The organism is Bacillus stratosphericus, assembly GCF_020524495.1.
Taxonomy (GTDB): domain Bacteria; phylum Bacillota; class Bacilli; order Bacillales; family Bacillaceae; genus Bacillus; species Bacillus stratosphericus_B.
Genome location: NZ_JAIVLB010000013.1, coordinates 25713 through 40829 on the forward strand (window position 1 = coordinate 25713; position 15117 = coordinate 40829).

General features: G+C 42.2%; 9 protein-coding genes. 6 read left to right on the forward strand and 3 right to left on the reverse strand.

All coding sequences use genetic code 11. From position 1 onward, the window contains the following. Positions 1 to 62 precede the first annotated feature (62 nt). A complete protein-coding gene (locus LC033_RS07025; protein WP_226567546.1) occupies positions 63 to 323 on the reverse strand; it encodes a hypothetical protein in 261 nt (86 codons plus the stop codon). Positions 324 to 1040: 717 nt separating this feature from the next. Here LC033_RS07025 and LC033_RS07030 point away from each other — a divergent pair. The 6 genes from LC033_RS07030 to LC033_RS07055 are packed head-to-tail and all read left to right on the forward strand — an operon-like array spanning position 1041 to position 9351. After that, a complete protein-coding gene (locus LC033_RS07030; RefSeq protein WP_226567548.1) occupies positions 1041 to 2387 on the forward strand; it encodes an aspartate aminotransferase family protein in 1347 nt (448 codons plus the stop codon). Beyond that, positions 2374 to 3870, forward strand: a complete 1497-nt coding sequence (locus LC033_RS07035; RefSeq protein ID WP_226567549.1) for a pyridoxal phosphate-dependent decarboxylase family protein — start codon at positions 2374 to 2376, stop codon at positions 3868 to 3870. The genes LC033_RS07030 and LC033_RS07035 overlap by 14 nt, the downstream gene beginning before the upstream one ends. Next, complete coding sequence (locus tag LC033_RS07040; RefSeq protein ID WP_226567550.1) at positions 3867 to 5648, forward strand: IucA/IucC family protein; 1782 nt, start codon at positions 3867 to 3869, stop codon at positions 5646 to 5648. Before LC033_RS07035 ends, LC033_RS07040 begins: the two co-directional genes overlap by 4 nt. Continuing rightward, positions 5645 to 6199 carry a GNAT family N-acetyltransferase gene (locus LC033_RS07045; RefSeq protein WP_226567552.1) on the forward strand — a complete coding sequence of 185 codons (555 nt, stop codon included), beginning with the start codon at positions 5645 to 5647 and terminating at the stop codon, positions 6197 to 6199. The genes LC033_RS07040 and LC033_RS07045 overlap by 4 nt, the downstream gene beginning before the upstream one ends. After that, positions 6174 to 7523 (forward strand): lysine N(6)-hydroxylase/L-ornithine N(5)-oxygenase family protein, encoded by a 1350-nt coding sequence (locus LC033_RS07050; RefSeq protein WP_226567553.1) that lies wholly within the window; start codon positions 6174 to 6176, stop codon positions 7521 to 7523. Before LC033_RS07045 ends, LC033_RS07050 begins: the two co-directional genes overlap by 26 nt. Positions 7524 to 7536: 13 nt before the next feature. Next, positions 7537 to 9351: an IucA/IucC family protein gene (locus LC033_RS07055; protein ID WP_226567555.1), complete on the forward strand. Its 1815-nt coding sequence runs from the start codon at positions 7537 to 7539 to the stop codon at positions 9349 to 9351. Between the two features lie 473 nt (positions 9352 to 9824). Here the strand turns inward: LC033_RS07055 and metH are convergent, their stop codons facing one another. Beyond that, positions 9825 to 13253, reverse strand: coding sequence for a methionine synthase (metH, locus tag LC033_RS07060; protein WP_226567556.1), 3429 nt, complete (start codon positions 13251 to 13253; stop codon positions 9825 to 9827). Next, a complete protein-coding gene (locus LC033_RS07065) occupies positions 13237 to 15078 on the reverse strand; it encodes a bifunctional homocysteine S-methyltransferase/methylenetetrahydrofolate reductase (protein WP_226567559.1) in 1842 nt (613 codons plus the stop codon). The genes metH and LC033_RS07065 overlap by 17 nt, the downstream gene beginning before the upstream one ends. Positions 15079 to 15117: the final 39 nt, after the last annotated feature.

Here is a 15117-nt window from a genome sequence, read left to right on the forward strand (position 1 = left end):
GACGCCATCACCAATACATGAAGATGCCTCTTCCCCATTCATCCATCCACGATAAAAGAAATTCAAACCCCAATCAGTTCTAGCTCAAGCTGAAAACCTAAAATATAAGCAATCAGAAGGCCGATTCCCCAAATTGAAACCATCGCCATTACACTGGAAACTTCGTCATCACCTGCCCCTAAGGAGTTGATGATGACCATATTAAAAGAACGTCCAGGTTCTAATATAATCGTCAATAGGAGCAGTGTGACGGCAATTGAAAGATATCGCTGTTGGTAGTGAAAAAAGCAAGTAAATGCGTCAAAGATAAAGCAATGGCCCAATATAAGCTTTTCATACATCTGTGGAGGCAGAATCGAATAATATACAGCGTATGATCATTTGGGAGCCGTTATAAGAAAGTTGCTCTCCAGCAGAAGAAAATTCCGATTTTTATCAGTTGTTTCAAATGTGTCCGCTGAATATGAAACATTCATTTCACTGAAAAGCGAAACCCCATTTGGTGGCGAAACATAAAGATCATGGTCATGAATCCTATGAACCGAGTAAATGATGTTAAAAGGGCAACAACCATCGCACTTAATACTGGGAAGCCAAACGGACCAAAAATGACCGGCACCGTTTAACAAGTTCATTCCGATGGTGACATACATCGTATCTCTTGTGAATCCGTCGCTTTTTAAAATAGCACTATATGTCACAAAGACAAATGACTGTCCATAAAAATTACTATATTTCTTTGTTTTTCTCATTCATTTCATCCAGATTCTCTGTCTAAAACAAGTACTCAGTGACCAGTAGAACAAAAGAACCGGGAAGATTGATTTGTAATTTTTTCAAAAGTATTGGCATCAATCGATTCATTTCCTTATGACAGTAGATGTTTGTGAAAGATAAGCGAAAATAATCGTAAAAAAGAGAATATTGCATTCATATGCTTTTCGGATTATCTTTTTGAATATAATTGACTTTTATATCTCACATCCTCTAGTATAGTAAATGAAAATGATAATCTTTATCAATTGAGGGAGTGTTTTATTATGTCCATCAAAACCATTTCTAAAAACCAGCAGTTTTTAGAGCAGCAAATTCAAAGAGAATCTAATGCAAGGTCTTACCCTAGACGATTCCCATTAGCCATGCACAAAGCCGAAGGTATGATCGTGACAGATGCGGATGGCAGAGAGTTTTATGACTGTCTAGCAGGTGCAGGAACACTTGCACTTGGTCACAATCATCCGGTTGTGATAGACGCTATTGAACGTATGCTTCGTGAAAAAAGGCCATTGCATACGTTGGACATAACCTCAGAAATTAAAGAAGAATTTGTGAATGAGATTTTTTCTAGCCTGCCGGAGGAGTTTGCAAAAAGAGCGAAAATTCAATTTTGTGGACCAACTGGCGGTGATGCAATAGAAGCAGCGATTAAATTAGTCAAAACAGCGACAGGAAATCGTTCGATTCTCTCTTTTCATGGGGCTTATCATGGTGCGACACACGGCACGATGTCATTAAGCGGGAATTTGTCTCCAAAGGAAAGAGTGCAAGGATTAATGCCAGATGTTCACTTCCTACCTTATCCATATGAATACCGCTGTCCATTTGGGATTGGCGGTAAAGATTCGCACCGCATTTCCAGCTCCTATATTGAGCGTGTATTAAATGACCCTGAAAGTGGTATTCTTCCACCAGCAGGAATGATTTTTGAAGCCGTGCAAGGCGAGGGCGGCTCCATACCAGCATCCATTGAATGGATGAAAGAAATGAGACGAATCACACAAGAAAAAGGAATTCCGCTCATTATCGACGAGGTTCAATCAGGCATTGGCCGAACAGGTAAGATGTTTGCCTTTGAACATGCAGGCATTGTGCCAGACGTCATTGTATTGTCAAAAGCAATTGGAGGGAGTCTGCCGCTTTCAGTTGTCATTTATGACAAAGACTTGGATCAATGGAATCCAGGTGCACATATTGGCACATTTAGAGGAAATCAAATGGCGATGGCTGCTGGAACCGCTACGCTTAAATTTATAAAAGAAACAAATCTTCTTGATCATGTGGAAGAGTTGGGTGAGCGTATGCAGGATAGCCTAAAAGACATCCAAAAACAAGTACCTGCTCTCGGTGATGTGCGAGGAAGAGGTTTAATGATCGGCGTTGAAGTAGTCAATCCAAATGAGAAACAGGATGTGGACGGAAGTTATCCAGCGTATCCAGAGCTAGCCAGCCTTATTCAAAAGAATTGCTTCGATAAAGGCTTAATTGTTGAGACAGGAGGCCGTTTCGGCAGTGTGATTCGATTCTTACCGCCATTGATCATGAAAGAAGAACAGCTTGAAAAAGTCATCGCGATTTTTAAAGAGGCAGTTTACGATGCAGTCAACTAAGTCTTCTGTTGATTCATTATTTATTAATCAAAGCCAGATTGGGAGGGAATCCTTCCAAGCAGCTCTCCATACATCAATCGACATCTTACTTGCTGAGTGGCAAAAAGACAAAGGACCGTACAGCGGAATATTGCCTGGGAAATTAGCGGCTAGTGTCGAATCATTACTTCAATTTCAACCGTCTGGAGAACCCATTGAATCTGTCTTTCAAGATATAAAAGAACACCTTTTGCCACATTTAATTGATGTATCACATCCTAAATGCTTGGCGCATCTTCATTGCCCACCTCTTATCCCTGCACTTGCTGCAGAGGTGTTGGTGAGTTCCTTTAACCAATCAATGGATTCCTTTGACCAAAGTGGCATTGCCTCTTTGGTTGAGGAGGACATCCTTCAGTGGCTATGTAAGAAGTTTTCTTATGGAGATGTAGCAGATGGGACGTTTACGAGTGGGGGAACCCAATCTAACTATATGGGGCTGCTTCTTGCGAGAGATGCATTTTGCGAAAACACATGGCAATGGAATGTTCAGCAGAAAGGTTTACCAAGCGAAGCTCACCGTATGCGGATTCTCTGCTCTAAGAATGCTCATTTCACTGTGAAGAAATCAGCATCCCAGCTAGGTCTAGGGGAACAGGCAGTCGTGCTTGTTGAGACGGATAAGCATCATCGAATGGACCTGAACGATTTAAAGCAGAAGCTCAATCAACTAAAGGAACATGACCTGCTGCCATTTGCAGTAGTGGCGACTTGCGGAACAACTGATTTTGGCAGTATTGATCCTGTTCGAGATGTGTATGACATCGCCAAGCCATACGGTTTGTGGATTCATGCAGATGCTGCATATGGCGGCGCCCTTGTGTTAAGCCAAACCTACCGAGGTAAACTAGACGGCATTGAACTTGCTGATTCAATGACGATCGACTTTCATAAACAATTTTATCAACCGATCTCCTGCGGGGCATTTTTGCTAAAGGATAAAAGACATTTTGGATTGATTGATTATCATGCAGATTATCTCAATCCAAAGGAAGATGAGCTGGAAGGAATTCTTCATCTCGTCAATAAATCTGTACAAACGACGCGCCGTTTTGACGCACTGAAATTACTTCTCTCTCTTCGTCTGATTGGGGAAGAAGGGTTTGGTGACATCATTGACCATACGATCCATTTTGCGCAGGATGTGGTTGCTCTCATTGAGCAGAATGATTATCTTGAAGTGATCAATCCTGAGCCAGAAATTAATGCAGTTGTGTTTCGATTTATGGATGAAAAGCGAGCGGATGACATCAATAAGATCATTCATCGGACATTATTCCAAACAGGTACTGCTGTCGTCGCAAAAACAGTGGTAAATGGTCATACATGCTTAAAATTCACTTTGTTAAATCCGAGAACGACCATCACACATATAGAAGAAATCCTTTCTGACATCGTCGATATCGGGATCGCTCATATTCAATCCGGGAGGGTACTACGTTGAGTCAATATAAACAAATGGCTGAAAATGCAACCATGCAAAGCTTTTTAAACTGTTTTTTACGTGAAACAGGAATCGATCGATCTGCAAAAAAAGAGACCAAATTAGACGGCTCACTTGTATTCGTGGCAAAATTAGCAAAGCAAGATCTTGAACTCGTGATTCCGATTCGATATTTTTCATCTGTAGGACGTCATCTATTTGATTTTCCGATTCGATTTCGCCCGCAAGGCAGTGAACAAAAGGGAACGATAGTCGATTACACAACACTTGTTGCTTTATGTTCAAAGGAACTTCTCATTGAATATGGCCGCACAGATACAGAGGATGAGTTCATGCTTCGCATCATTTTAAGCTGCCGGAATATTGAACGATTCTTAAAGGCGAGAGAACGTGATCAAGCTGCTCTTTCTCAAGCTGATTTTGAGTATATCGAGGCGGAGCAGTCACTACTCCTTGGACATTTAACGCACCCTACACCAAAAAGTAGACAAGGAATGACAGAAGCGGAGGAAGAGATTTATTCTCCTGAGCTTAAAGGATCTTTCCAGCTTCATTACTTTAAAGCACATCATTCTATTGTGCTTCAGGATTCTTCTATTTCACAGTCTGCGGCAAACCTCATGCTAGAGGAGCTCTTACGCCAGATGCCGGATGAAAAAGAGAGGCTGCATACACTAACAGAAAGCGGAGAATATGTGCTTATTCCGATCCATCCACTCCAAGTCAAAGTGGTTATGGAGAAGGTGTTTGTAAAGCGTTATGTGGAGGACGGGAGATTGACGTATCTAGGACCTCTAGGATCTGAATACACAGCGACCTCTTCCTTTAGAACCGTCTATCAAAAGGATTCTGCTTACATGCTCAAATTCTCTGTCCCTGTGAAAATTACGAACTCCTTGCGCGTCAACAAACAAAAGGAACTTGATCGTGGGGTGGAGATGTCTCGCATATTAAAAACAGAATTGGGCGTTTCTTTATATGACAGATTCTCTGGATTTCGGGTGATTGAAGATCCTGCGTATCTATCTATTCAAGGAGATGAGACGGAATCTGGCTTTGAGGTGGTCATTCGTCAAAATCCATTTTTGCATCATGAAAAAGAGGCCAGCTTAATCGCTGGGTTATGTCAGGATCATGCGTATGGAGGAAAATCACGCTTAGCAGGGATCATTCATGAACTAGCAGATGCAGAAGGTAGATCAACAGAGGCAGTCAGCCAAGATTGGTTTAGACACTATTTAACTATTTCGTTAGAGCCGATGCTTTGGTTGTTTGAAACGTATGGTCTTGCGCTGGAAGCCCATCAGCAAAATGCTGTGGTGCAGCTGAAGGCTGGTTACCCAGACACATTCTATTATCGTGACAACCAAGGCTACTATTATAGTGAATCTAAAAAGAATCTACTCGCAAATCTTGTCCAAAACTTGAGCGTCAGAAGTGAAACCATTTGTGCAGATGATGTAGCAGTCGAGAGACTCCGTTACTATTTCTTCTTTAATCATTTATTTGGTCTGATTAATGGTTTTGGAACAGAAGGGCTGGCAAAGGAAGAAGACTTGCTGGCACTTGTTAAAGACACACTGCTTGCTCATGAAGAAAAATATGGTGCTTCTGACCTAACAAACAGCCTGCTCCGCTCAAAGGAACTACCTTCAAAAGCGAATTTGCTAACAAGATTTGAAGATATGGATGAGCTGACGGGTTCGCTGGAAACACAGTCTCGATACACATCTGTGTTGAATCCACTTTTCTTTCATAAGGAGGCTCTAATTGGATGAAACATCGTATTAGGTTCATTCGCGCTGAATATGAAAGGGACGTCCGGCTTGTCCACAAGTGGATGCAAGAAGAGTACGTTCATCCGTTTTGGCATTTGAATATTCCGTTTCCTGCTTTTGAAAAGCATTTTTACCAGGCGATTCATGATCCGCATCAAACCCTTTATTTAGGAACGATTGACGGGACTCCAATGAGTTATTTTGAGGCGTACAATGTGAAAGGCGATGTGATTGAATCGTATTATCAGCCTTCTTTGCATGATCAAGGAATTCACCTTTTAATAGGGGAGCCGGATTATATTGGAAAAGGGTATGCCGCTCCTTTGCTACAGGCAATGACAGCATTTCAATTTGAACAGAACAAACGAACAGAAAAAATCGTTGCTGAACCCGATATTCGCAATGAAAAAATGATCCATGTTTTTGAAAAATGCGGCTTCGAGCGGATAAAGCCAGTGAATTTGCCGGATAAAACAGGTCTTTTGATGTTTTGTGATCGAGATCGATTTGAAAGGAAGTATAACCATGATGCGGTTCAACAAGCAAAATAATGAAGTGGATGTAATTGGGATTGGTATTGGCCCGTTTAACCTCGGGCTTGCCGCTTTATCTGAAGAAGTAAATGAAATTGACGCCTTGTTTTTTGAAAGAAGTGAAGCATTTCACTGGCATCCCGGTATGCTGATTGAAGGGACCACACTGCAAGTCCCATTTTTAGCGGACCTTGTCAGCATGGCAGATGTGAAAAGCAAATACAGCTTTCTCAACTATTTACAGGAGCAAAACCGTTTGTATTCATTTTACTTCTTAGAGGACTTTCATATCCCGCGTAAGGAATACAGTCATTATTGCCGCTGGGTCGCTGACCAATTAGACTCTTGCAGGTTTGGTATGAAGGTCGAATCTGTCTCATTGATCGGGAAATCAGGGGAAAAGCGATATGAAGTCCATGTCCGTCATGTGAAAGATCAAACAGTAGAGGTATTTGAAAGTAAGCATCTCGTCTTAGGAATTGGTACACAGCCAGCCATACCAACATCGCTCCAGCCAGCTTTAGGAGACAAGGTGTTTCATTCATCGGAGTATTTAAAACGAAAAAAAGAAGGTTGTTTCAAAGGAAAATCTGTAACGGTCGTCGGCTCTGGTCAAAGTGCGGCAGAAGTGTTTTATGACATTTTATCAGATGATGAGGGGAAGGATATTCACTGGTTTACTCGTTCTAAAGGATTTTTCCCAATGGAATATTCGAACCTTGGTCTTGAATATTTCTCTCCAGATTATATTGATTTCTTTTATGAGCTTCCGCAATCAAAAAAAGATGCATTATTAAAGCAGCAAGACTTACTGTATAAAGGGATCAGTTCTGCAATGATCCGTGATATTTATCACTTGCTTTATGAACGTTCTGCTTGCGGAGAACAATTGAACACAGTGCTGCAAGCGATGACAGAGGTTCACTTGATTGAGGAAACAGCGGGTGGCTTGTCACTTTCCTGCTCTCAATGGGTAAAAGAGGAATCCTTTACACATGAGACGGATATTGTTGTCTTAGCGACGGGCTATCAATCGGTATTGCCGCCGTTTATTGCTCCAATTGCCCATCATATTCAATGGGATGATCAAGGAAGATTCCAAGTCGAACGTGAATATCGCTTGAAAACAAACACAATGGGTGAAAATGATATTTTTGTGCAAAATGCAGAGCTTCATACACATGGGATCGGGGCACCAGATTTAGGACTTGGGGCTTATCGGAATAGTGTCATTATCAATGAACTTGCTCGTCAAACCGTGTATCCACTCTACCAAAAACACGTCTTCCAGACATTTGGTACACACAAGAACGCAAACACATTTGAAGAAATGAAAGGTTAAGGGAGATGAAGCGATGAATGTACAAGATGAATTGAAAAAAGCAGTAAATCCTGCTGCTTGGAAAAAGGCAAACCAGCGAATGGTGGCAAAAATGCTGTCTGAATACATGTATGAGGACATGCTTCATCCTGTTCAGCTAGAAGGAAAGGATGGTATCGCCAAATATGAGTTAATCATTCATGAACATAAGAAGTATCGCTATCTCGCAAAACCTCGTTTGTTTGATAGTTATGATACGGTTGCTGAATCGATAGAGTGCTGTCAAGACGGAAAATGGACGAAGGATGTCAATGCCATTGTGTTTTTACTAGACATCCAGCCGCTCATACCAATGTCTTCTGACACAACAGGCCATCTGATTAAAGAGCTTCACCATACCCTGCTGGCAGATGTTCATTTGCTGTCCAAAAAGGCACTTCGTGCGGATGAACTGACAGATACCGATTACGCATGGATTGAAGGGGAGATGACAGGACATCCTTGGATTGTGTATAACAAAGGGCGCATTGGATTCAGTTACGATGATTACTTAACCTGTGCACCTGAAATGCAAGAAAGTGTGCAGTTGTCTTGGATTGCTGTGCACCGCGAGCTTGCCACATTCCATGCGATTGAACATGAAAGCTATGAACAAGTGATAGCAAAAGAATTAGATGAAGTGACCATTCGTCAATTTCAACGCGTGTTAAAGGATGAAGGGTTGAATGCTGCTGATTATTATATGATGCCCGTTCATAAATGGCAGTGGACGCATATGATTATTCAGCATTTCCCCGAAGATTTGGCCATGAGCCGCATTGTGTATTTAGGAGAGGGGCTTGATCAATATATTCCTCAGCAGTCGATCAGAACCTTTACAAATATTTCAAATAAAGGCAAGCATCATATTAAATTGCCAATGAGTATTTTAAATACACTTGTGTACCGAGGACTTCCGTCAGAACGAACAGTCATCGCTCCTCGTATTACAACTCATATTAAAGGGATTGCCGATCAAGACTCATTTTTATCTGACGTATGCCGCGTGATTTTACCAGGTGAAAATGCAAGTATCAATGTCGATCATCCATACTACAGCAAACTGCCTGGTGCGCCGTATCAATACCTTGAAATGCTCGGTGTGATTTTTAGAGAAAGCATTTATACGTACTTAGATGAAGGGGAGAGCCCTGTTACACTTGCGGCATTTACTTATGAAGATCATGAAGGAGAGCCGTATATTAAACAGCTCATTGAAAAATCGGGTCTCACAGCAAAAGAATGGATGTCGTCATTCTTCCATGTCGTCATGCCGCCACTGCTGCACTTTATGTACCAATACGGAACGGTCTTTTCACCGCACGGGCAAAATACGATTCTTGTGTTAAAAGATCACCAGCCGCATCGTTTGGCGATAAAAGATTTCGTTGATGATGTGAATATTAGTGATCAGCCGCTGCCTGAATTAGCATCTCTAGAAGATGATTTAAAAGAAGTGCTGCGCAGTGAGCCGCCGGAAGGTCTTGTACAATTTATCTTTACAGGACTGTTTATTTGTAACCTGCGTTACGTATCAAATGTGCTAGACAATCATCAGCTGTTAGATGAAGAGACGCTTTGGCGATTGCTTGCGGAAGAAATTCAGCTTTATCAAGAGCAATTCCCGCAGTTGAAGGATCGTTTTGAATTATTTGATCTATTCCAGCCTCAGTTGACAAAGCTTTGCTTAAACCGTAATCGAATGATTGATTATGGCTATAAGGATGGAGATGACCGTCCGCATGCGTCAGAGCACGGGAAGGTCACGAATGCACTCGCTCATGTTCTCTCATCAGCCTGCGAGAAGTAAAAGAAAGACTGTAGACATCAAGTGTCTACAGCTTTTTTGCTTTGTAAGAAAATGCCTGAGAGACAAGGAAATAGAGAAGCGCCGGATCGTTCTGCTTTTCTTTTCCTCCATAGAAGAGATGCTATCCTCATGGTATAAATACGTTTTGTTGAGATGAAGAGAATGCTGTAAGAATTGAGCTTTTTCCATCGTATCATTGTTCGCATAATCACAGTCAGGGTAAAGGTGTTCCAATTTTTCCATTTAATATTTTGTTTGTTTCGTAGATGCTTTACTTTGCTTCTGCAGGTGATTGAAAGAGAGGTGTAGCGATGAAGAGGCCGGTAAGCATAAGAACCCTATCTTCTTTTTGAACATGACAAACATCTCCTTTCAAGTGAAGTACTGTCATTTGTAATATAGCTAAATAAAAGTAAAAATTTATATTTACTCCACTATTTATCAAAAAAACCTCCAGTAACGGAGGTCCTGCTTTAATGAACATTAAAATATCGAGCTTCTGGATGAGAAACGACGATCGCTGAAACGGATGCTTCGGGTTCCATCATGAAGCCTTCTGTCAGATGAATGCCGATTTTTTCAGGCTGAAGCAGCTTGAAAAGCTTTTCTTGATCTTCAAGATTTGGACAAGCTGGATAGCCAAAGGAATAGCGCTGCCCTTGATATTTGGCCTGGAACCGCTTTTCCATTGTGAAATCGACTGGATCAGGGAAGCCCCATTTGTCACGAATCACTTGGTGGGTTCTTTCCGCTAACCCTTCTGCAAGCTCAAGCGCCAGAGCCTGAACAGCATGCATTTTTAAATAATCACCTTCTTGCTTAAATTGCTGGGCAACTTCACGTATGCGAGCACCAGATGTGACGGCAAATAAGGCGATATAATCTTTCTCATTTTCTTCGTTTTTCCGCACATAATCTGAAATGGAGCGGTATGGGAGCTTCTCCTGTCTTGGAAACTGAAACGTTTCAATGATGTGCTCAGGTGCTTCTGGATTATAAATATGCAGATCATTCCCGTTTGAACTGGCAGGGAAGAATTGATAAACAAATGCAGGCGCGAACCAATTTTTCTCTCTGCCTTCCTGAAGAAGATCGTTGACAAGTTGTTTTAACTCCAATGCTTTTGGATGCTGTTCAGCCAATAATTTTTTGACCTTTCCTTTTAAGCCGAGGTGATGACCGATGAGCATTTGCTCATTCACATAAGGTATCATATGATGCAAATCAATATCCCGCACATAATGGCGTTTCGTATTCTCAGGCGTAAAAACCGGAGCCTCTGGCAATGTTGCTCGTTTTTCTAGTAATTCGATGACGGCTTTCGGCTGTTTCACTTCTTTCTCCTTAGTGAGTGACTCTTGTTCCGCTGAGGACTTGCTTTGAAATTGAATGGGATTCGCTTTTAACTCATTGGCTAATGATAGGCCGTCCATGGCATCTTTTGCATAAAGAACGGGTCCATCATAATGAGGCGAAATTTTCATTTTCGTAAATTTCCGTGAAAGCGCAGCACCGCCGACCAAAATAGGAACAGAGATGTTCGCTTTTTGTAAATCTTGAGCGGTTAGCACCATTTGCTGTGCTGACTTGACAAGTAATCCTGATAATCCAATCATATCTGGCTTTTCCTTTTGTGCTGCTTCGATCAATGTTTGAGGTGTTACTTTGATCCCGAGATCGACCACTTGAAAACCATTATTGCTCAAAATGATGTCAACAAGGTTTTTCCCGATATCATGAACATCTCCTTTAACTGTCGCAAGAAGAATTTTTCCCTTTCCGCTTGCATGCTGCTTATCCATAAATTGCTCAAGATATGAAACGGATGCTTTCATCACCTCTGCAGATTGAAGCACTTCAGCCACAATCAATTCGTTTTGATTAAAAAGACGTCCAACCTCCGCCATTCCCTGCATTAATGGTCCATTGATGATATGAAGAGGTGATTCCAATTGATCTAAGGCAAGGGATAGATCATCGATTAGCCCTTCTTTTGTTCCTTCTACGACGTATAGCGCCAGCCTCTCATCAAGTGATAAGGAGACCTTTGGTTTTTTCTCTGTTTTCTTTTTCCCGCGATAAAATTGAGTGAATTCAGCAAGTGTTTGATCATTCGTTTTATAAAGCAAAGTTTCAGCTAGCTTGATTTCTTCCTTTGGAATCGAAGCGAATCGTTCAAGCTTTTCAGTATTGACGATCGCATAGTCAAGTCCTGCTTGGACGCAATGATATAAATAGACGGTATTTAAGATTTCTCTGCCAACAGGCGGGAGACCGAAAGATACGTTACTGATGCCTAAAATCGTGAGACATTCAGGCAGTGTTTCTTTGATCAGTTGAATGCCTTTGATCGTTTCTTCAGCAGCGCCAATATACTGCTCGTCTCCAGTGCCTACTGGAAAGACAAGGGGGTCAAAGAGAATGTCACTTGCAGGAATTCCGTATTTCTTCGTTAGCAGGTCATGGGAACGAACAGCAATCTCAAGCTTCCGTTCTGCTGTCACAGCCATCCCGGTTTCATCGATTGTTCCAACAACAAGTGCGCCGCCATATAGTTTTACAAGCGGAAGAATCTCTTCAAACCGCTTTTCTCCATCCTCTAGGTTAATGGAATTGATGATGGCTTTCCCTTGAGAATAGGTGAGCGCTTTTTCAATCACATGTTTATCAGTTGAATCAATGACAAAAGGGGCTTTGACCTTTTTCATGGCTTCTTTTAAAAAGCCTTCCATATCTGCTGCCTCATCACGGTCTGGATCTGCTAGACACACATCAATGACGTGAGCGCCATTTTTCACCTGAGCACGAGCTATTTCGGACGCCTCTTCAAACTTTTGTTCAGCAATCAATCGTTTGAATTTGCGAGAACCAATAACATTTGTCCGCTCTCCTACAAAAAGCGGGCGCATGGCTTCTTCGTAAATGAGTGGCTCAATTCCTGATACGGTATGAGGAGAGGATTCCTGAGACATGCTTCGCGGCTGAAGCGAGCGCACTTCATCTGACAATGCCTGAATATGAGCTGGTGTTGTTCCGCAGCAGCCCCCAACGATATTTAACCAGCCTTCCTTTGCAAATGCGGCGATTTTTTTAGCAAGAGAAGCAGGGGATTCGTGGTATTGACCATCTTCATCCGGGAGACCAGCGTTTGGGTAGCAGCTGACAGCCGACTTTGCGATGGAGGAGAGTGTGCGGATATGGTCTGTCATAAATTCTGGACCAGTTGCACAGTTTAGGCCAACGCTGATTGGTTTCATATGCTCAAGTGAGATATAAAAGGCTTCAATATCTTGACCAGCAAGAGTGGTGCCCATTGGTTCAATCGTACCTGACACCATGAGTGGTAATTGATTACCGGTAGCGTGAAAGGCTTCCTGAATACCTTTAAACCCTGCTTTTACATTCAGCATGTCTTGGCTTGTTTCTAAAAGAAGGGCATCACATTTGCCATCAATAAGAGCACGGGCTTGCTCCTCATAGTTTGCGACGAGCTCTTCAAAAGTTGCGCCGCCTGTCACAGATAATGTTTTTGTTGTAGGCCCCATTGCGCCTACAACAAAACGAGGCCACTCCGGTGTGGAGAAACGATCTGCTTCATCCTTTGCAAGCTGAGCAGCTCGTACATTGAGTTCATAGGCGAGATGACCAAGTTCGTATTCATCAAGGACGAGCTTTGTCGCGCCGAACGTATTCGTTTCAATGAAATCCGCACTGGCCTCAAGATATTCACGGTGGATCGTGGAGATGACGTGAGGGGCTGTCATATTCAAATACTCGTTACAGCCCTCATATTCTTCTCCGCCAAAGTCCTCTGCTGTGAGATTGGCATTTTGAATCATTGTACCCATAGCACCATCAAGGACGAGGATGCGTTTCTTGAGCTGTTCAGTGATAGTTGACATGTGTGTTTGACTCCTTTTCTTTCTGATGGATGTAGGTCGTGAGTTCTGCTGTTAAATCTGATCGAAGGAAAGGGGTAATTAAATAGATGCCATTAAACAATTCGCAGGCTGTATCTAATAAAGATCGGGCAATCGCTAAGCCTTCTGTTCGCTGCTTTTCCTTATCTTCTCCTGCCTTTGCCATAATCTCACGAATCGAGTCAGACAGCTTGATGCCCGGAATTTCATGATGAATAAACTCTGCATTTCGGCTGCTTGTTAAAGGCATAATGCCGATATAAATCGGTTTATCCAAATGACGGCTTTCCTCATGAATTTTTACAAGCTGTTCCTCGGAATAAACAGGCTGTGAGATGAAATAATCAGCACCATATTCTATTTTTTTCTCAAGCCGTTTGACGGCCTTATCAATATGGCGCACATTTGGGTTAAATGCGCCTGCCACTGAAAAATTGGTTTTTTTGCCAAGAGGCTTCCCAGAGAAAGAAAGTCCATCGTTAAATTGTTTGATCAGACGGATCAAATCAAAGGAAGTTAAATCATAAACAGACGTTGCACCTGGGAAATCACCAATTTTAGACGGGTCGCCTGTGATCGCTAAAATATCGGTTAATCCAAGTGTATCAAGTCCCATCAAATGGGATTGGAGTCCGATTAAATTACGATCACGACATGTAATATGGACAAGTGAGCGTATATCAAGCTGCTGTTTCAATAAAGCGCCGCAAGCCACATTGCTAATGCGCGGGGTAGCAAGAGAATTATCAGCTAACGTCAGGGCATCAATGCCTGCACTCTTTAATTCGTTCGCTGCGACAAGGAATTTTTCAAAGTTCAGCTTCTTTGGCGGGTCCAGTTCTACGATAATCGATCGTTTTTTAACAGCCAGCTCGTCAAGGCCTGGCTCTGTGCGCTGGTCTTGAATCGAAATGATTTCCTCTTTTAAAACTTTCACTTCTTTTTCTGTGATCGGTCCTAAATCTTTGACCGCTTTTGCCATGGCGCTAATATGTTGAGGCGTCGTTCCACAGCAGCCGCCGATGATGCGCGCACCTTGATTTCTAAACGCTAGTGCACTATTTCGGAAATAATCATTATCTGTATCATAAACAAGTCTGCCTTCTTCAAGGGATGGGAGACTGCTGTTAGGATAGACAGATAAATGGGAATTTTCTAAAAGTGGTACGCTTTCGAGTGCCTGAATCATATGATAAGGGCCCAGCCTGCAGTTGATGCCAACGACATCAGCGCCAAGAGAGGATAATTCAGATAAACCGTCTTTTAGCGGTGTACCGTCCTGCAGAAAACCTTGCTCGTGCATGGAGACGTTCATGACAATCGGAAGAGTCGTTTCTTTACGTGCAATCTGGAGAACGGCCTTTGCCTCATCAAGGTCATAATACGTTTCAAGCAATAATCCGTCAGGCTGCTCATTTAATAGGATATACAGCTGTTCTCTAAAGCTTCGTTTAATCTCATCTAAAGAGTACGCATTTTTGTTAAACGTTAGAATGCCGCCAATCGTTCCAAGTACATAAGCAGAGCGAGCAGCTGCCTTAGCAATTTGTACCGCTTTTGTATTGATGCGTTTCGTTTCTTCCTCTAAGCCGTAGCGGGATAATTTAATATAATTCGCACCGTACGTGTTCGTTTGGATGATGTCAGCTCCAGCCTGAACATACGCCTCGTGAACTCTTTTCACTTCTCCTTCTCTTGATAAATTTAATTCTTCAAAGCAGCGGTCAATGCCATAAGAATATAAAAGTGTTCCCATTGCTCCATCCGCAATCAGTACGCGATTTTGTAAGTCTTGTAATAGGCCCATTGTGTTCCTCCTTATTTCTATGTAACAAAAAAACAAAAA

Coding starts and splice junctions, on each gene's coding strand:
- LC033_RS07030 (WP_226567548.1), top strand. CDS start 1,041: ATGTCCATCAAAACCATTTCTAAAAACCAGCAGTTTTTAGAGCAGCAA.
- LC033_RS07035 (WP_226567549.1), top strand. CDS start 2,374: ATGCAGTCAACTAAGTCTTCTGTTGATTCATTATTTATTAATCAAAGC.
- LC033_RS07045 (WP_226567552.1), top strand. CDS start 5,645: ATGAAACATCGTATTAGGTTCATTCGCGCTGAATATGAAAGGGACGTC.
- LC033_RS07050 (WP_226567553.1), top strand. CDS start 6,174: ATGATGCGGTTCAACAAGCAAAATAATGAAGTGGATGTAATTGGGATT.
- LC033_RS07055 (WP_226567555.1), top strand. CDS start 7,537: ATGAATGTACAAGATGAATTGAAAAAAGCAGTAAATCCTGCTGCTTGG.
- metH (WP_226567556.1), bottom strand. CDS start 13,253: ATGTCAACTATCACTGAACAGCTCAAGAAACGCATCCTCGTCCTTGAT.
- LC033_RS07065 (WP_226567559.1), bottom strand. CDS start 15,078: ATGGGCCTATTACAAGACTTACAAAATCGCGTACTGATTGCGGATGGA.